The 18942-nt window shown below is 43.7% G+C and carries 16 protein-coding genes and 3 pseudogenes; 7 read left to right on the top strand and 12 right to left on the bottom strand.

Going from position 1 to position 18942, the window contains the following annotated elements; genetic code table 11:
* Positions 1-207: 207 nt before the first annotated feature.
* From F6K63_RS22870 to F6K63_RS22890, 4 genes and pseudogenes are all read right to left on the bottom strand, one after another.
* On the bottom strand, positions 208-843 hold the full coding sequence (locus F6K63_RS22870; protein WP_287313187.1) for a class I SAM-dependent methyltransferase: 636 nt from the start codon (positions 841-843) through the stop codon (positions 208-210).
* 65 nt (positions 844-908) lie between these two features.
* A pseudogene (locus tag F6K63_RS37960) lies at positions 909-1287 on the bottom strand (IS1 family transposase); the annotation flags it as partial.
* Positions 1288-1435: 148 nt separating this feature from the next.
* Positions 1436-1625 (bottom strand): annotated as a pseudogene (locus F6K63_RS22885) (IS1 family transposase); the annotation flags it as partial.
* A gap of 440 nt (positions 1626-2065) precedes the next feature.
* Positions 2066-3175, bottom strand: a complete 1110-nt coding sequence (locus F6K63_RS22890; RefSeq protein WP_071107433.1) for a class I SAM-dependent methyltransferase — start codon at positions 3173-3175, stop codon at positions 2066-2068.
* 170 nt (positions 3176-3345) lie between these two features.
* On the opposite strand from F6K63_RS22890, the gene F6K63_RS22895 reads away from it, so the two are divergent.
* A complete protein-coding gene (locus F6K63_RS22895; protein ID WP_158026840.1) occupies positions 3346-3489 on the top strand; it encodes a hypothetical protein in 144 nt (47 codons plus the stop codon).
* Between the two features lie 2 nt (positions 3490-3491).
* Here F6K63_RS22895 and F6K63_RS22900 read toward each other — a convergent pair whose 3' ends face one another.
* The 6 genes from F6K63_RS22900 to yidD form a co-directional block, all read right to left on the bottom strand.
* Positions 3492-5033, bottom strand: a complete 1542-nt coding sequence (locus F6K63_RS22900) for a site-2 protease family protein (protein ID WP_287313188.1) — start codon at positions 5031-5033, stop codon at positions 3492-3494.
* Between the two features lie 2 nt (positions 5034-5035).
* A complete protein-coding gene (murQ, locus tag F6K63_RS22905) occupies positions 5036-5974 on the bottom strand; it encodes an N-acetylmuramic acid 6-phosphate etherase (protein ID WP_008179345.1) in 939 nt (312 codons plus the stop codon).
* An 86-nt stretch (positions 5975-6060) separates the two neighbouring features.
* A complete protein-coding gene (locus F6K63_RS22910; RefSeq protein ID WP_131826930.1) occupies positions 6061-6267 on the bottom strand; it encodes a hypothetical protein in 207 nt (68 codons plus the stop codon).
* Positions 6268-6292: 25 nt separating this feature from the next.
* The gene (locus F6K63_RS22915) at positions 6293-6691 is read right to left on the bottom strand and encodes a DUF3110 domain-containing protein (RefSeq protein WP_044492183.1); all 399 of its coding nucleotides are present in this window, start codon (positions 6689-6691) and stop codon (positions 6293-6295) included.
* Positions 6692-6973: 282 nt separating this feature from the next.
* A complete protein-coding gene (locus F6K63_RS22920) occupies positions 6974-7684 on the bottom strand; it encodes a M15 family metallopeptidase (RefSeq protein WP_008179350.1) in 711 nt (236 codons plus the stop codon).
* Between the two features lie 381 nt (positions 7685-8065).
* Positions 8066-8377, bottom strand: a complete 312-nt coding sequence (gene yidD, locus F6K63_RS22925) for a membrane protein insertion efficiency factor YidD (protein ID WP_008179352.1) — start codon at positions 8375-8377, stop codon at positions 8066-8068.
* A 62-nt stretch (positions 8378-8439) separates the two neighbouring features.
* Here yidD and F6K63_RS22930 point away from each other — a divergent pair, with 62 nt between their 5' ends.
* From F6K63_RS22930 to F6K63_RS22940, 3 genes are all read left to right on the top strand, one after another.
* On the top strand, positions 8440-9147 hold the full coding sequence (locus F6K63_RS22930) for a diacylglycerol/polyprenol kinase family protein (RefSeq protein WP_287313189.1): 708 nt from the start codon (positions 8440-8442) through the stop codon (positions 9145-9147).
* A gap of 482 nt (positions 9148-9629) precedes the next feature.
* Positions 9630-10145: a GNAT family N-acetyltransferase gene (locus F6K63_RS22935; RefSeq protein WP_287313190.1), complete on the top strand. Its 516-nt coding sequence runs from the start codon at positions 9630-9632 to the stop codon at positions 10143-10145.
* 287 nt (positions 10146-10432) lie between these two features.
* On the top strand, positions 10433-11080 hold the full coding sequence (locus F6K63_RS22940) for a glutathione S-transferase family protein (RefSeq protein WP_008179356.1): 648 nt from the start codon (positions 10433-10435) through the stop codon (positions 11078-11080).
* A 547-nt stretch (positions 11081-11627) separates the two neighbouring features.
* Here the strand turns inward: F6K63_RS22940 and F6K63_RS22945 are convergent.
* Positions 11628-11777, bottom strand: coding sequence for a hypothetical protein (locus tag F6K63_RS22945; protein ID WP_008179358.1), 150 nt, complete (start codon positions 11775-11777; stop codon positions 11628-11630).
* Positions 11778-12148: 371 nt separating this feature from the next.
* On the opposite strand from F6K63_RS22945, the pseudogene F6K63_RS22950 reads away from it, so the two are divergent.
* Positions 12149-13501, top strand: a pseudogene (locus tag F6K63_RS22950) (nicotinate phosphoribosyltransferase).
* Between the two features lie 46 nt (positions 13502-13547).
* On the opposite strand, the gene F6K63_RS22955 reads toward F6K63_RS22950, so the two are convergent.
* The gene (locus tag F6K63_RS22955) at positions 13548-15800 is read right to left on the bottom strand and encodes an ABC transporter substrate-binding protein (RefSeq protein WP_008179362.1); all 2253 of its coding nucleotides are present in this window, start codon (positions 15798-15800) and stop codon (positions 13548-13550) included.
* A gap of 346 nt (positions 15801-16146) precedes the next feature.
* On the opposite strand from F6K63_RS22955, the gene F6K63_RS22960 reads away from it, so the two are divergent.
* Entirely contained in the window at positions 16147-16317 is a 171-nt protein-coding gene (locus F6K63_RS22960) for a hypothetical protein (protein ID WP_154659666.1), read from the top strand.
* Positions 16318-17339: 1022 nt separating this feature from the next.
* Entirely contained in the window at positions 17340-18917 is a 1578-nt protein-coding gene (locus F6K63_RS22965) for a mechanosensitive ion channel family protein (RefSeq protein WP_008179367.1), read from the top strand.
* The last annotated feature ends 25 nt before the right edge of the window (positions 18918-18942 follow it).

The raw sequence follows: 18942 nt of genomic DNA on the forward strand, positions 1-18942 counted from the left end.
CGATCAGGGCTACTAGGGGGAGAGTGGGAGGGTGCATCTCATATTTGTAAAAAAGAAGGGGAAGTGTGGGAAGTGTGGGGAGTGTAGGAATTTTCGCGGGAATTTTTGCCTAATTGCAAAAGCAAGGGATGTGCCGACCTGAGGGGGTTTCCCCCACTCGCGCTTTGCCTCAAGACAGTGAGATGCACCCCGGGAATCTTAGCCTGCTCAGTACTTATTTGCTACAACGAGATAGCTACCATACATTGACATCAACGGAAAATGCCAACCTAAATACTGGGATACCCTACCTGATCCATATAATTTAACTCCTGAGAATCCATGCATTTGCAATCTCAATCGCAGAACTTCTGGAAAATGCTGAGTTAAATGGCTGACACCGTATACTGACATTCCAATGATTTTATTTTTTATGTAATTAGGATTGGGAGTGGTAAGCAACAGCCTTCCGCCAATCTTCAACACTCTTTGGAATTCACATAATGTTTGATCTACATCGGCAGGATACAGGTGTTCAAGAAACTCACCAGCAGTAATTACATCAAAAAATCGATCTTCCATAGGTATGTCTGTTGAAAGACCATAGACTTTTTGTGAATAGCAATCAGGCAAAACATCTAATCTTTCTTGTACACAATCAAGACCAAATAATGTCAGGTTCGGGTTCAACTCCTTCAAACGTAATCCACCTCTACCCGTATTGCAACCTACGTCAAGAATCTTTACAGCTTCTTTCTGAAAAAAACTGAAGAATTGTTCGTACCTTTTCAAAGTAAAAGAGTCGTGTTCTGAACGATTTTGTTGAACATTCTGAACTTCGTACTTCTTATGCAGATTGACCATGTTTGCTTCTCCAATTCAACATAGAAATGACTAAACTCCAAGGCGTTACTGAATTACGGGATGAATCAGGGATAGACAGGTATTTGCCTCGGTGGCACCGGCACCTCCGGCTAACTTCAGGTAATCCACTAACAGTCCTATCGAATGCTTCAGCATTTCTACTGACTTCGAGTAACACAAAGTCTTGGGATGTAGCCGAGCCAGATCGTGCCTCAATCGAGTGCAATCACCCTAGACTCGGGTCATATACAACTTGTTGACGATATCTGGTCTCCATCCGGCATGTAGTTGGGATACACCTTGAAACCATCGGTAACATACAACAAACACTGCCACAAACGCTTCGTACGGCCACACCAGTTCAAAGGTCATTGGACTACGGTCTCCGATTCCCTAAGCTAGAATACCAGGTTCGAAGTGGTTGACGACTGTCGGGAGCAGAATTGGTTGCATTCTCTTGATTGCGTAGCCAAGCCCACATTTGGTCTCCGAGGCAAAAATGCCACCACTCTCTAGGATGACACCGGAACCCAGCCGAGTACATTAAATTTTTTAACAGCTGTCGATGGTGGTGATCAGGCAAGTCTTCTGGTTTTTTTAGACCCTACAAAGGGCAAGCAACTCCGAAAAGTTCCCCCACTTCTGGAGTATAGTCTGGGTCATAAGCATCCCGAAGCAGCCCACCCACCTGCACAGGCCCAGGTGATGATGGTTTTATGATGAACGCCCTTGACACGCTCGTACCCCCGAAAGCCCATGCCATTGACGTACATTTTGAGGCATTCTTGTCGGACTTCATCGCTTTAGCCTTGTCTCTTGGTTAATCGTTTATCGCCAAAATCACATTGGCTGTATGGATTGAATCCTAACAAACTCATTGGCAAAAGTTGACTCACCCCAAAGCTGTTATCACTTTACCAGTGAAATCTCCGTTGTCCTACTACTACGATTTGGTTCGCGGATAGTAGCCGCGAACCATCCCCCCTTTTCCACATCCCGTGAAAAGTCAGATTCCCTGTTCCCTATTCCCTGTTTCCTATTCAACACTTCTGATCTGCTTTATATAATTTATCCAATCTTATCTATTGAAGCATGGCTGCGGGAGTAGTTTCTCTCATCGGTTATTGCTTTGAAATAAAACATAACTATGGCAAGCATTTTACCTCTTTTTGACTTATCGTTAGTCAATTATTTTTACTAATCTCTAAGCATAAGTGCCCGTTCAACAATCAGATATAATTTCCGGCTTGCGCGAAATCCAATATTTACTAACAAAGTGATTTTTAGTTTCGACCTGTTCAAAGCCAGCTTTTTCGAGACGTTCAACTAAGTTATCTGTGATGTAATTTCTGTAATAAGGCTCGTGAAACATAGCCATAAAATTTTCCATCGATACCTCAAACTCAGGAGAATCCAATAGTTGCATCGAATCACAGATGGTGAATACTCCCCCTGGTTTAGTCACTCGGAAGCATTCCTCAATTACTCGCTGACGAGCTGCTGTTGGTAATTCATGGAATAGAAATACACTGCTTATGCCGTGAAAATAATTATCTGAGTAAGGTAACTTTTCGGCATTGGCCTGCATGAGTTGAGGCAATTCTTCAGGATTTTCGGAAAGTAGTTGGTTGGCTTTGCGTAGATAAGCTGGGGATAAGTCAACCCCAAATAAAGATGCTTTAGGTAGGGTAGCGCGAAGGAATTTTAGGGTTCGTCCCGTCCCACAAGCTACATCTAAAACCTTGATTTGGTGGGGTGGTACAGAAGCAAAGACACTTAATCCTTGCTTGATTGGAGCAAGGATTCGCCGACGCATACTATCTGCTGCACCATAAAACAGAATTTCTACCTGCAAGTCGTAGAGATTAGCCGACATATCACTTAAATAGCCGTCTGTCTGATAGTGAAAATTTTGCAGGTAGTAGGGCGGATAACCTTGTAGCTCAATCTCAGGAGAAAACCTCTGATATTCTTTTCGTTGCCACCTTGACCAAATTTGAGGCAGATATCTCCAAATTTCAGGATAGTAACGGAAGAAATCCTGCCAAGGATTATCGAATAATATATCAACTGGATACACGCCCTTTTCGGCATCTTGCCAATCAGCTTCACCCAGATTTTTTCGTCTTTTTGCGAACTCAAGTAAGAGTTGTTTAGAAAGGGGTTGGGTTATTTTATTTAGTTCTGGAAAAAAAATGTTTCTCAAGCGGTCTCTAATCGCTGAATGAGCAATACTAAAAAAACTTTTGCTTTGTTGAAATACCTGGTAAGCGAATTTAATTAACGGCTCACGGATAATTGTGAATTGGTTGATTTTGGAAGTAGATTCCATAGTGAAACTTAAACTAATTGAGGTACAAAAGTTTGGGATTTTAGGGAATAGCGATGCATCGCTTTTTCACCATTACTCCTAAATTTGCTCATCGTTAAGTATGATTAACTAAGGTTGAGAGTTTCCCGCAAGAAGCGTGTAATTCTCAACCGACCCTACAAAGGACGCTTATGGCGAAAAACTTAACAACCTTGGCCAAAAGGCCACGGGTGCGCGTTCAACTTTCAACCGTTCAACCTACCCTTCACCGAACGCCAAAGGCGAACAACCGTTTAACCTTGGCCTTTGGCCACGGGTGCGCGTTCAACCCTTGAAATTAACCCCCAATCCCGAGCCTTCCTGCCAAAGCGGGATTAATGGGAATCAGAGTTGCGACCATTAAAAATAATGCCAATAACCCCCACAATGCTCGAGTATCATCGAGTTCGGTAATTTCATTGAGGCTAGGACGCTCCAAACCCCGCTGCAAGAACAAAATCAAGATTCCCCAGTACAAAATTATGGGATTGGCTGGATTGATTAAGGCCAAAATCCCCAAAATTACTAGGGTGGCAATGGTAGCAAGTCGAGCGGTTTTGCGTCCGTAGATAGCTTGGACAATTCGCCCACCATCTAGTTGTCCTGCGGGCATTAGGTTCAAGGCTGTTATGGTTAAACCTAGCCAACCTACAATGGTCAGAGGGTGAACATCCACTAAAGGCTCTTGGAGAGCACTACCGAGCAATAACTTTGCCAGCCCTCCGACTAAAATTGACCCTTGGAAGAATTCCGCTGGCACCTGAAAGGCACTGCCTTGATGAGAAAGGACTAATCCCGCCATCAGCATCAGTAGAGACACTAAACCACCTACGGCTGGTCCGGCTAGAGAAATATCAAATAATACTTTTCGATTGGGTAATAGGGATTCGAAGCGGACAATAGCACCAAATGAGCCGATTTGCAAGCTGGGAAGGAAAAAGGGTATGCTGAGGCGAACGTCGTGAGCTTTGGCTTGCCACCAGTGACCAAGTTCATGGGTAATCAGAACTATCCAAATTCCGATGGTAATCGGTAAGGCTTCCCGAAACCGTTGGGGTTCACTGAATAAATCAAACTCAAGCAGTAACCCAGATACTTCTAAAGTGGTGAAAAATGTAACAATGAGCAGGACAAGGGCCAAGATTTTCTGGGGAACTGTAGTGGTTCGTGGGTCATTGGTACTGGGCAAGACAATGACAACTGGTTTCCCTTCTGGATTATCGACTAAAAATAGCCGATAGCGATCGCTTAATTTTTCCTCTAGATTAGCTGACAAACGAGAATGTACCAATTCGGCATCGTTTCCCCGCAGATTGCCTGTAAAAATTGCCCCTTCCTGATATTTTATAGTTTCCGTAGCAAAGAACGTATCAATCCCAAAAATCCCTTTAATAACTTGTAGGTCTTCATCAGGAATTGTAGCTACTCCGATCCTGGTGGTATTCGGACCCTCGGATACGGCAGTTAAATTTTTGTAAGCTGCAGTATCTTGCTCCTCAGACTTTTGGGCATCCTTGCTTTGTTGTTGCTCCTCGAACAGTTTGGTGGCACGCTCCCGCCAAACTTCATCTTGACCTGCTGCACGTAAGAGCCTGCCCAAGTAGATGTATAGGCCGGTGGAAGCGACTAGCAGAAATAGGATCCCAACGATATTCAGGTAAATTCCCATGCTGACTAAGCCAAAGAATAATAGCCAGGGCAGTGTCAAGACTACTGACTGCAACCAGGCTAAAATTCCTAGCTTGCCGTAAGAACGAGCGCGGTTATAGCCCCAACCTAGAACACCGAGGGCTACGAGTATGATCACCAAAGTGACAGTAGTCTCTGATCCGTTAAACATTATCAATTCAATTTTGATGGAGTACTAGTTTGTTTCCAACTTTGGAGAGCGGCCCTGAGATCACTTTGGTTTTGCTCTAGGAAGCTGGCTCCCTCTAGCTGGTCTAATCCTGTCCAGTACATTAGTAGCGCTAGTTTTACCTGCCTGCCACTGCGCTCTAGTAAGTGAGCGCAGTCTTCTCGGCTGAGGTTGGTCAGGTCTTTGAGGATGCGCAGGGCTCGGTCATGAAGTTTCTTGTTGGTCACTGCCACATCTACCATGCGATTGCCGTAGACTTTGCCAAGCTTTACCATCGCTCCTGTAGAAAGGATGTTCAAGGCCATTTTAGTGACAGTACCGGCTTTGAGGCGAGTAGAGCCAGCTAGGACTTCCGGACCAACTAGCAGCCGAATATCAATATCAGCATCAATACTGACCTGTTCAGGGGGGACACAAGCGATCGCAATCGTGGTTGCGCCCCGCCCTCGTGCCTCTTGGAGTGCGCCGTGGACAAAGGGTGTGGTCCCACCTGCGGTAATGCCTACCACCACATCTAGGTCATGTACCCGGCGATGGGCGATCGCTTTTGCACCATCTTCCTGTCGGTCTTCCAAATCTTCAGAACTCCGCACCAACGCCCCTGCTCCTCCAGCAATGATCCCTTGGACTAGGTCTGGGGGTGTACAAAAGGTGGGGGGACATTCGGCAGCATCGAGGACTCCCAAGCGTCCACTGGTACCAGCTCCCACGTAGAAGAGGCATCCTCCTTGACGCAATGCCTTTGCAGTGCAGTCAATGGCTTGAGCTAGCTCGCTACGAGCTGCTGCGATCGCATCTAGGGTTTTGGTATCCTCTTGATTAAATAGATCGACTAACTCTAGGGATGTCAGCTGGTCAAGGTTCTGACTATTGGGATTAATCTGTTCGGTCAGTAGATGTCCCCGTTGTTCTAAATTTTGCATTATATTATTTAGTCATTGGTTGAAGGTTGAAGGTTGAAGGTTATTTGGTTGAAGGTTATTTGGTTTAAGGGTTTAAGGTTGTTCGCTTAGCGTGGCCTTTTGGGCAAGGTTGTTCGCCTTTGGCGTTCCCTTAGGGTAGTTTGTTTGCCTAGGGTGGCCTTTTGGCCAAGGTTATTTGCCTTTGGCGTTCGGTGAAGGATAGGTTGTTTAGTTGTTTGGTTGTTCGCCTTTGGCGTTCGGTGAAGGATAGGTTGTTTGGTTGTTTGGTTGACGGCTGAAGGTGGACGGTTCAAATGTATTCCTCAAATTTTTATCAGCTTACAATAAATTTTCCAACTGACGGCGAATGCGGTCTAGATCTGATATTTCTGATTCTTCGGTTTTCTTGAGGTCAGGTTCTTCGGTTTTCTTGAGGTCAGGTTGCCAATCCGTCTTTTCTAGATTTGTTTCCGGTGGCATGGCCAACATTCCTTCACTAACCAACTCCGACTCATAACCAGCCGATTGGCAAAACTCCTCAATCTCTTCTAGATCGATAGCTTCCACGGTGGGTGTTGGGAAATCCTGAGCTTCGAGCAATAAAGCAAAGCGGGTAGCATCGTCTTCTTTTTCAAACATCAATACCGTTTGCTTATCGCCAATTTGGATAGTGTGAATTCCCTCGTTTTCTGTCCGGGCATTAAATAAAAGGACGTATACTTGCTTAGGTGCCATCATAAATCTTATATAACCTTAAGTAATCGTTATTTTTTAATTGTTTTTATAGGATATCTGATACCATTTTGCTTTAATGCCAGGGAGAGATAGCAGGAGGGCCAAGACAGGCAAGAGGGGCAATAAAAAATGGTCTATTTGTAGCATTCTTTGAGCTACTTGATTAATAATTCCACTACAATGCCACTGCTAAACCATCTTAGCAGCAACTGAGCTATCACCACGCTCCCCATTTAGCACGCTCCCCACTTAGGACTGACCCACTCTCCGACTCAGTCTCAGGACTCAACAGGCTCCGCACTCAACACCACCATATCGTGCCATCAAGGTATTGGTTGAATCTTCTTGATTGCGCAGCCAAGCCCACATTTGGTCTCCGAGGCAAAAATGCCACCACTCTCTAGGATGACACCGGAACCCAGCCGAGTACATTAAATTTTTTAACAGCTGTCGATTGTAGTGATAAGGCAAGTCTTGCTGATTGGCGTAATAATCGGGATGGGAGCGTGGTGAGACTTCATCAATCTCAGAGCCCATATCAATGGTTTCACCGGTGGCATCCACCAGGGTAATATCTAAGGCAGCACCTGTACTGTGAGGGGGTGGAGTCATGGGGTTAGAGCTGGGTACTGCCCAAAATTGATAGACTTGTTCCCAAATCGCTTGCTGTTGTTGTTCCGATAGGATGCTTGGGTTGAGTTGTTGTGCCTGAGCTACTTGGGCAAAAGTATGGTCAACCATGAATTGTTGGACTTCCACCGGTCGATAGCCATCAAAAATCTGGATGCGCCAACCTGGATGCTGCTGTTGGAGTTGGCTTTGAGCCACAAAGAGTGCTTCTATCACACTCTCGCGCAGATAATAAGGGGAAGCCTTACCATAAGGTGCCCCCAGTTTTTGGTAGGGGTGAGGGTTACGAGCGGCAAATTGTGCTAAGGGAATGGGGATGAGGGGTTCTCCACACTCTACAATTGGGATTTGCTGATAAGGTTTCATAGTTGCAGTTCTCAATTGCTTGAGGTAATTACTAGCAGTTGGTTGCGAGGGAGTCGGGAGTAGGGAGTAGGGAGTAGGGAGTAGGGAGTAGGGAAGTCGGAAGTGGTAAAAATTCTGTTTACCTCATTACTCTCATTACTATGAGAACCGCTATAGTTTTTCTTTTGGGCATTTTTGGAGTTATCAAAAAGCGTTGATCAGCGCGAAGCATATCTTTTGGCAAAATTAGAAAATATTTAAAGTCTTTTAACGGTCACATTTTTAACACCTAAAAAACTCAACCTAAAACCAACTTTTGCCTTTTGCCTTTTGCCTTTTGCCTTTTGCCTCTTGCATGATTTAACTACTTTTTTACCATACTCAAACCACAAGAGCCACTAATTATTCCCTGTTCCCTGTTCCCTGTTCCCTGTTCCCTGTTTCCTGTTCCCTGTTCCGAAGTTCAACACTTCTAGATTTATCCCTATTACCATTAGGATAAACGTCAGGCACGGGATCATAACCCCCTGGATAGAGAGGATGACACCGTAGAATACGCCGAATTCCTAGCCAACCACCCCGACAGACACCAAACCGCTCAATCGCTTGGATAGCATACTGGGAACAGGTTGGGCGAAAGCGACAGACTGGAGGAAATAGGGGCGAAATAAAAGCTCGATAGCCTCGAATTAGCCAAATCAGTAAAAGTTTCATGTAATGGTCACCCCATCTAATACAGTAATAAATAGGTCTTAAAGTATGCTGCCATCAGATCCTTGTTTAATTCTGTAACCTGGATAGAATCAATCCCAACCCTATGGCTGCAAATTGCACTGATTGCTGTCGGTCTCGGTGTGATTGTGCTGCTGGCGGAAACACTACATCAGCGCACCGCCAGGGATTCAGAAATTACCCGTAAAATTGTTCACATTGGCACCGGTAACGTTATTTTAGTGGCTTGGTGGCTACAAATACCTGCCTGGGTAGGTATCTTGGCATCAGTTATCGCTGGTGCGATCGCTCTTTTGTCCTATTACATTCCTATTTTGCCTGGTATTAACAGCGTTGGACGCAAAAGCCTAGGCACTTTCTTCTATGCTGTCAGTATTGGTGTCGTGATTGCCTGGTTTTGGCCCTTACAACAATTCCAGTATGCCGCTATTGGTATTTTAGTGATGGCATGGGGGGATGGATTGGCAGGACTGATTGGTCAAAAATTTGGCCAACATCCCTATAACGCTTGGGGGATGCAAAAAAGCTGGGAAGGGTCTGGGACCATGGCCATAACTAGCTATGTCGTCAGTAGCCTGATCCTTATCGCTGTTCAAGGTAATGTCTGGCAAACCTGGTTGATGTCAATTGCGATCGCATTCTTTGCCACAGTCTTAGAAGCCTTCTCCAAGTTCGGTATTGATAATCTCACAGTTCCTATCGGTAGTGCAGCAGTAGGGTTCTTTTTAAGTCAAATTCTCAGCTTGGGTTGAAGGGCTCTTCAAATAGCTCAGGTTATGAGCCTGTGCAGGATAGTAGCCAACAGTATTCACACATCAGTGCTGATTTTTCGTAAACCGGTACCCTGTAGCGGCAAACCGGTACCCATTTGTTAGACAAAAATACTGCTTTCTGGGAAATCGATACTGTTTTTTCCTTAACCGGTACCCAGTTTTAAGACAACAGTACTCTAGAGCATCAAACTAGATAGCAATCACAGCAATCCACTTAAGTCAAGTAGAATATGTGATCAATATTAGGGGAAAAAGACGAGCAAGTTCCATCTATCAATACAAAATTGGTGTGAGCAGTTAACGATAGGAGGCTTAATAACTAGTAATTTATAGAAAAGTGATGCTCCGTTCGCGTTCGCGCAGCGTCGGCTTTGGCGAAAGCGTGGCCTACGGCCTCAGTCCCTACTCCCTGCTCCGAACGCGCCCCGCGTGGCCTACGGCCTCAGTCCCTAAAACCAAGAATGATTGACTTACCGATAAAAACAAAACGCCTAGTTATTCGCAGATTTGTTACCAAAGACATGCCAGCATACTTGGAATTGATGCTTGATCCAGAATCAACCAAATATCTGGCTTTTGACCATGAGCAAAAAACGCGAAAAGGTGCTACAGAACTGTTCAACTTTGTTTTGTCGTCTTATGAGTCAGATCAGGTAATTCATGCTTACGCGATCGCCCTAGCGAATACTGATGAGTATGTGGGTTCCTGTGGCTTCTCTCCCTACCAAGGCAGTATCGTTGAATGTTATTATACTAGAAATCCTCAACATCAACGCCAAGGCTATGGTTTTGAAGCCATAACAGCCTTGCTAAAATCCTTAAAGGCTTCTCCATCAGTTACTGAAATTCGAGCTTATTCTAATCAAGACAATATTGCCAGTATTAATCTGGCCAAAAAGCTAGGGATGGACTACCTAGGTAATTCAGTTCACCTACAGTCTGGATTGGAGGGTGTCTTTTACCGGATTAAATGTTAACAACATGGTGTTATTCCGTAGCGAAGTTAACTGGGAAGTGGTAAGATGTTTTAGATTGTGTCTATCCTGTTGTAATCCGGTGGTTTCGGTAGTTTTCCTAGATAATCGAAGTTTTTTTCGGTAAAGGGTAATGGGTAATGAGTAATCGAACAGTAGTAATCACAAGTAGCAATTACCAAGTACCAATTACCAATTACCAAGCTTAACAATACCAAAGCTACCGAACTGGAAAGTAGATCTTCAAATAAAAATCAATCAAACGTTGATAGTAAGGGAGAGTTGAGTCAATGTTACAGTTTTACAATAATCCTATGTCCAACAATGCCCGACGGGTATGGATTGCTTTATTAGAAAAACAGATTGACTTTGAGCCTGTTGAAATAAAATTAGATGGAGATCAATTTACGCCAGAATTTATTGAAATCAATCCCTTTCATCACATCCCAGTCCTAATCGATGATGGATTTAAAGTGATAGAATCCTTAGCCATCTTAGATTATTTAGAAGCTAAATATCCAACTCCTGCTCTGATGCCTACTGACCCCCAAGCTATTGCTACAGTGAGGATGATACAACTGGTCAATGTCAATGAGCTTGCTCCTGCTATCGTAACCTTTATGCGCCATAACTTGGAGATTGAAGTAGAAGCAAAAAAATTAGAACAAGCTCAAAAACAAGTTGCCACAGTGATGAAATTTTATAGCGAAAAATTGGGCGATAAAAACTACTTTGTAGAAGGGCAATTTACGTTAGCCGATATTGTCGCCGGTTTGTCAGTATATTTTCTCAGCAAGATCGGCGTTTCTTTAGCAGACTATCCCTCAGTGCAAAATTGGCAAACAGCTTTACAGGAACGGGAAAGTTGGCAGCAAGTTCAACCAACACCAGAAGAGTTTGAAATGTTTAAAGCAAAAGTGAAAGCAATTTTGTCGTAAGCATTCAGCGGTCAGTGGTCAGCCGTCAGCCGTTAGCCGTCAGCCATCAGTGGTCAGCGGTCAGTGGTCAGCTTATTTTATTCAAAGGTGCGCTTTCCGCATCTAATTATTAAATTCGCCACGGGTCGCACCTAAAAGCACCGATTGCGCTACTTGAGGTGCTGCGCGAACAGTAGCCTGGCCATTTCCGTAGCGTGGCCAATGGCTGATAGCTGATAGCTGATAGCTGATAGCTGATAGCTGATAGCTGATAGCTGAATGCTTACATTTTGTCAAGGTAAACCACTAGAAAATTGGCAACCGCTGAGTTAATGGGAGTAGGGAGTAGGGAGTTATGAGGTAAGCATTCAGCCGTCAGCTATCAGCTATCAGCTAATGCGCTACGGCCAAGCTACTGCATCACAGTGTTCGCTTCCAGCTTAAATCATCCCACCAATAGGCAACCCCACAACACCCTTAAGGGCGCACGGCGTGCGCCCCTAAGGGTGTTTTGTATTCCAGCAAGAACCGCTATAATCCAGGGTTCATATTATAGCTAAAATCGAATTTACCAAGATGCCTCTTTCTGCTCAAAGGGGTCACCGCTAAAGGGTTGAACACCAATAGCAGGATAAATGTCATCATTAGGACCAAAAATCCTAGCTACTGCTTCAGAAAGATATTGAATACTGCTTTCCAATAGTTTGTAAAAAGCCATAAAATTGCTCTCCTGAATTAGTTGAGTTAGAGTTGAAAACAGCAGTGGCTATAATTAGCGCGAACCTTTCCCTTTTATGGTGGTTCGTGAGTACTGCCATGCTGTCATCAAATTGCTGTTCTCAAATTATTGAGTCTTAACTGTGAGTACAGACTGAAAGACGTTTCTGTCTGGTGTACTTTATCTTATCGAGAATTATCGATTTGGTACCGGGATGAGTAATATTTGTTTGGTAATATTTGCAATACTTTTCTCAAGCTTAACTAATCACTAAGATTTGTTTGGTAATTTTGAGAGGATTGTTAAAAAATCTGTACCTATTTAAAGTTCCTTTACCTTATGTTAAACATTACTCCTTAAACAGTACTATTATGAACCCTAAAGACCAGGAATTAATACCTACAGCTGAGGACTATAGCTTATTAACTGACCTGTATCAGCTGACCATGACAGCCTGTTATAGCGGTGAAGGCTTAGCCCAAAAACCAGCTTCCTTTGAACTATTTGCGCGACGTTTACCTAATGGCTTTGGTTACTTGATTGCTATGGGACTCGCTCAGGTACTGGACTACCTGGAACAGTTTCGCTTTAGTCCCCAGGCACTGGACGCATTAAAAGAGACAGGCATTTTTCAGGGAGCACCGGAACAGTTTTGGTCACTCTTAGCAGAAGCAAGCTTCACCGGTGATGTCTGGGCAGTGCCCGAGGGAACAGCAATATTTGCTAATGAACCGTTTTTGCGGGTGGATGCTCCTCTGTGGCAAGCACAGATAGTAGAAACTTACCTACTCAATACAATTAACTATCAGACCTTGATAGCAACTAAGGCAGCACGGCTAAGAGATGTGGCGGGGGCCGAGGCTAGCTTACTAGAGTTTGGCACACGACGGGCTTTTAGTCCTCAGGCATCCCTGTGGGCAGCACGAGCAGCTATAGCAGGTGGGTTGGATGGCACATCTAATGTATTAGCAGCCCTGAAATTAGGATGTCAGCCTAAAGGAACCATGGCTCATGCTTTGGTCATGGTGATCACAGCATGAGCAAAGCATGAGCAGGATGCTTTTACGGCCTTTTATCGCTATTTTCCCAATGCTCCCTTATTAATAGATACCTACGATACTGTAGCAGCCGCTAAGAGTCTGGCTCAACGAATCGCAGCTGGGGAAATCCAAGTGACTGGAGTACGTTTGGATTCTGGGGATTTAGTGACCTTGTCCCAAAAAGTGCGATCGCATTTACCCAATGTCTCAATTTTTGCCAGTGGGGATTTAGACGAATATGAAATAGCCAGACTCAAACAGGCTGGTGCTTGTATCGACGGTTATGGACTCGGAACTCGCCTAGTCACTGGAAACCCCATCAATGGAGTCTACAAATTAGTAGAAATTGATGGCATTCCCACCATGAAACAGTCCAGTAGCAAAATCACCTATCCAGGGCGCAAGCAAATCTATCGCCAATTTCACCAAGATACAGTTATCAAAGACCGGCTAGGATTGATGAGTGAATCCTGCCAAGATCATGAGCAACCTCTGCTGGAACAAGTCATCAAACAAGGTCAACGACTCAAGCTGCCAGAATCCTTAGACGTGATACAAAAACGCACAGCTGCTTCTGTTGCCAGTCTTGCCACCTCAACGCGACAACTTCATCAGCCCACCCCACTACCTGTAGAAATTTCTGATGCCCTACAACAGCTCACCATAGCTACCTCCAAAAGGTAAAAGGCAAATGTTAAATTTCAAATCACAATTAACAATTAACAAATTGCTACAAATACCGCCAGCACAGAAGAGACGTGTAAACTACCAAAATTACTGGAAACGCCACTCTTCCAAACTCCATTAATTTGCTAATCTTGATTTTACCAGACTGAAACCCCTCACTATTCCCAATCACCACCATCAACAACTGTAAGCCATTGAGTACGTAAACGATAAAAAAGGCATAGTCGAGAGCCACTACATAGCCAACCCCCTCCGGTAGTCCTTCTATCAAGCTCAAATGGTAAAATACAATCGCTAGTAGCAAGCCACTTACTGCTTCTACGGACATGTGATCGAAAGGGAGAAACATGAACAGGTATCCCACCACCACAAAAAACAGTAGAGGCAATAGATTCTTGATACTGAAACTGACTAAATCCCGCTTGATTTTAATAACCACATTGAATCGGGAATATTCGATATCTGAATCTGTGTCGATAAATCGTCGATTGCCCAAAGTGGAATCGTTAATCACCGTATCCTGGAAAAAGGTAGCATTCTCAACACTCCAATCGGTAATCTTCTCAAACACTTTAGCTCTCTCCCAATTTTTGAGAACTTCTTCTGTAGTGGTATCTCGCATTCCCACGAAGTCCACTACATAAATTAGCTTGTCCCGAGTTAGGTTAATATGTCGAAATCTCGCTGATAGAGTCTGATGGTCAAACGGGTAATCATGAAAATCAAACTTTTCATGAAAATCGCCTTTAACCCGGTATACTTTATAATTTATATCATCGTTTAAATCTGTATCTATCGGTTCCTTTAAGGTCAATTTTTCTCCTGAATCTAGCCGCTCAATGCCATAATTTGTGAACTCGATTTGGTCTGCAGTAATATCGCCTTGGTACCTAAACCAAATGTAAAAATCCACCAAATAGGAGGACGTTTTTTCATCTATGTGACTAATCTCATTGATATCCATCCCGGTGTAAACGATATGGGTTTTTACCATATAGTTATTACCAACCTTTACAATTTCACCACTGTCGAGCTGTTCTTGCAGATTAGCAACAGCCCGTAAGTCCGGTATTATTTGCAGCTGGCTAAACGCTGAAATAAAATTTCTTCTATCAAAAATACCCACAAAAACTGGTGCTACTGCATTGCCGTAATAGTCAAAATAAATATTTCTGGTTGCCCCCTTGAACGCCGTTTCCTGGCTATTAATAGTTGCTAAGCTCTCTTTGAGCATCAAACGGTTTTTGGGTAAATCGTCCCAGGTAAGATCAGAGCGCTTAATTGCCTCAACAATGGCTTTTGCCGCATCATAATAGCAAGTCGCCACCCATCCCGGCGCTTGTTTGTACTTCTTTTCAAATTCGTTTCTGAACTGTTGACCCCCATCATCAGAAATGTCAAAAATAATCGGAGCAATGGCATAAATTCCATTGGTAAAGAAGCCTGGTTCATCCATCTCCTCTGGGGAGTCTTCAAACCGTTGCCCCAGGGATATTTCGGCTAAGGAGTCACCGCCAAAAATGGGGAAATTCATCCCAGAACTCCTCATTTTTGCAATTAATCCAGCCACTTGATTGCGATTCGCTGTCATCACAATCACTCCTGGGTCTTTCCCGCTATTGTTTAAAGCCAATAAATCTTGATAAATCGTTTCTATGGCTTGGTCTATATCATCCCCTAATACCCACTTACTTACTACTTCTCCCCCTAACTCCCGAAACGTCTCTTCAACAGTCTTCCCTAAGGTCAAGCCATAAGTGCTGGGGCTGTAAACTAGGCTAATCTTGGAAGATCCCAGAATCTTTTGGATATAATTGGCGATAAAAGTACCCTGAGCACTGTTAGAAAAAATGGTGCGAAAATACCAAGTGTTCGATTGGGTGACCGCATCAGCAGTAGCTGAGCCGGTCACCGCAGGAATCTTATGGTCTTGATAAACTTTGCCAGCAGCCGTAGATACCCCACTACTGTAATGACCAATCACTGCGATCGCATTTGATTGAGCAATCTTCTGAGCAACCTGGCGTGCCACATCCGGATTGCCTTGGTCATCATAAACCTCTAGCTTCAACTTTTTGCCCTTAACACCGCCAGCCTTGTTAACTTGGTTAATGTAAAGTTCAGCACCGTCTACCATTGCTCTGCCTGAGCGTTGTGCTGATTCACTAGCATTGCTTAACGGAGCTGCGATCGCAATGGTTATCCTATCTTTATATCCCTCGAAGCTATCAATTGCTACAACTGTACCGAAGGCAAGCAGTACGATAGATACTAATACGATGGCTTTTTTTAGCATATATCACCTGATCAGTTGAATGGTCACAGATTACAGGTTACAGGTTACAGGTTACAGGTTGAAAGTTACAGGTTACAGCTTGAACGCGATCGCGTGGCCGAAAGGCCAAGGTTACAGGTTGAAGGTTACAGGTTGAAAGTTACAGGTTGAAAGTTACAGGTTGAAAGTTACAGGTTACAGGTTTAACGTTACAAGTTACAGGTTTAACGTTATAATGTGCATATTTAACTTTAAAGTTTATATTTGACAGGTTTAACGTTACAGGTGGCCAGTTATACATCCGGCTTTCAGTTCTTAAGCCTCTAATCTTCAACCATCAAACCTTCAAACTATCAAACCATCGACCTTGGCCTTTCGGCCACGCGATCGCGTTCAACCATCAAGCTTGGCCTTTCGGCCACGCGATCGGGTTCAACCTTCAACCTTCAAGCTTCAACCTTGGCCTTTCGGCCACGCGATCGCGTTCAACCATCAAGCTTGGCCTTTCGGCCACGCGATCGCGTTCAAGCTGACCTGACTTCGTGACTGGGCAATCATGCCCTTGCTGCTTTGGGAAGATTAAGCGCTTCTAAAAACCACGAATTAGAACTGTCAATAACATCATTTAAAACAGGATAAAAGCTGGTTAACAATGACCAATGACCAATGATTAATAGACTGAAGTCTAGCCAATTGAACGTTTTTCCAATCAACCCTGCCTAAAAAAAACAAAACATACCTTAGGACTTTTAGGCTAAAATAGTTGGCAATTTTATCAATACTTTTTTAATTTAATTATCTTTCTTCACTCTCTTATATCTATTACTTATTTTTAAAATAGCGGTTATCATATTCATCAGGTAGACAGGATTTTTTCCCGATTCCCGATTCCCGATTCCCGTTCCCCTCCTGGGAGGGGTTAGGGGTGGGTTCCGATTCCCGATTCCCGTTCCCCTCCTGGGAGGGGTTAGGGGTGGGTTCCGATTCCCGATTCCCGATTCCCGATTCCCTGTAATAGCACCATAGCAATTGCTTTAGGTAATACCCTCAGGGTGATGACCGTGACTTCCGTGCTATAAGTTGGATAAACTAATAGCTCGTAACCATTCAGCGCTCAGCCCCTCAGCAGTCAGCTTTGGAAGGGTTAAGTTCTATTGCTCTGATCTGAATGTGAGCTTTTCCAGGCTTAGATACCTGTCTAATTGTCTCATTAAATAAAAAAATACACTAAAAAATACACCATTAAAACTTTTACGCAAAGATTATGAAGCATAATTAAAAACAGGGATAAATAATGAATAAAATGTGAATAAAATGTTAAATTAAGCTGAAGTGATGATCTGATCTTAAGTTGTGATCAAATGGCGCAGATCGACCTAGGCGTTTCCTGTCCATGGAATACTGTCAAGAAAAACGTTTTGAAACTTTCATGAACTTATGGCTATGAGGCGGTGGATGAACCTTCCTGTAGTGGTATCAATTTAATTGTAGTTAAGAATATAATTTATATTTAATGAGTAAAGTATTGTATTATACTGAAAGGTTGAGCTGATTTGTTAAGTGAACAACATAATTATTATCTTGGCTGAAGTCAGCCTGGTCATCGTAGTTTTCTGTCTAGTCAACTGGCTGGTGAGTAGACTATTCAAGCAACTGATCAGGGTTGCTTGGTTCCAAAAGGTGAACAGCAATGCTAGAAACCTCCGCCGGAACCTCCAGGCGCTGATCGTTATCTGTTGTATAGCGCTATGCCTTGTAATTGTTGGTGGCAACAGTTGGCTGATCTATCGGGGGAAAGACCTCAAGGAATACACACTCGGGTTAGTCAGTAATATTCCCAAAGGATTCTGGATAACCCTTGGCACTGGGTTAGGCAAATGCATCTGCCTTCTGATGCTAGTTGCCTTCGCCATAAAACCCTTGCAGCGTTTGCTCAACTATGGCTGTGTTCGGGCAAAGAAACTAGAACAAATCACTGCTAGTGATGAAAGCATTGAGGATTTCTTTAGTTACTTAACCAAAATCCTCACCAGTGGACTCTGGCTGCTTTCCCTAATCTGGTGTAGCCAGTTTCTGAAAGTGCCAGAATCCACAGCTAAGTATCTGTACGTTCTTCTGAACATCTATCTGATTATTGGAATCGGGTTGCTCATTCTGAGATCCATTGTGGTAATTATCGATAGCATAGACACCCTGACTGTTCAATACTCTAGCCCTGAGAATATCCTGCGATTCTATAGCAATCTCAGGCATCTGATTCCTTTCTTTAAGCGGTGCCTAGAATATATAATCTATGTTAGCATTGCCACCCTGGTGGTTGAGCAGATAGAGATAATTGCTAACTTAGCCACCTATGGATCGAAAGCTGTCAAAATTATCGGTATCATCTTCCTGAGTCGCGGCTTGATCGTGATCGCCAATTTGTTCCTCCAAGAAGCACTGCTGAGGTACCCGAAGCTGACTGATGTGCAGCGAAAGAAGCGGTTAACGATTATTCCCGTACTAGAGAGTTTACTGAAGTACTTGATTTACTTTGGTTCGGGTATATTGATCCTCGATACCATAGAAATTGACGCCACCCCAATCCTAGCGGGTGCTGGCATTGTGGGGCTAGCAGTGGGTCTTGGGGCGCAGAATCTAATTAACGATATGGTTAGTGGATTCTTTATCCTCTTTGAAAACTACTACCTGGTAGGTGACTATATCCAGACAGGGGAAGCGGAGGGGATTGTGGAGGCGATTGAACTGAGAACCACCCGTATTCGACACGTCAATGGTCAAATGTATATTATTCGGAACGGGGATATTGGCTCAATTACCAACTACTCCAAGGATTATATCTATGCTGTAGTGGAAGTTGGCATAGAATATGATGCTGACCTCGATCAGGTGTACAGGGTGATTGAAAAGGTGGGACACCAGTTAAAAGAAAAGTATTCGGAGGTACTTGAACCGACCAAGGTGGATGGAATCGAGGACTTTGGGGATTTTGATCTGTCCATACGAACCATTACCAAAGTTAAACCAGGAAAGCACCACCAGATCAAGCTAGTGCTTCGTAAAATGATTAAGGATTTCTTTGACCAGGAGGGAATTGAATTAAACGCTCAGGATCCGGTGTTTATTTTGAAACAATAGGCTTGAAACAAGCTTAGCCTAGGCA

The organism is Moorena sp. SIO1G6 (assembly GCF_010672795.1).
GTDB lineage: Bacteria > Cyanobacteriota > Cyanobacteriia > Cyanobacteriales > Coleofasciculaceae > Moorena > Moorena producens.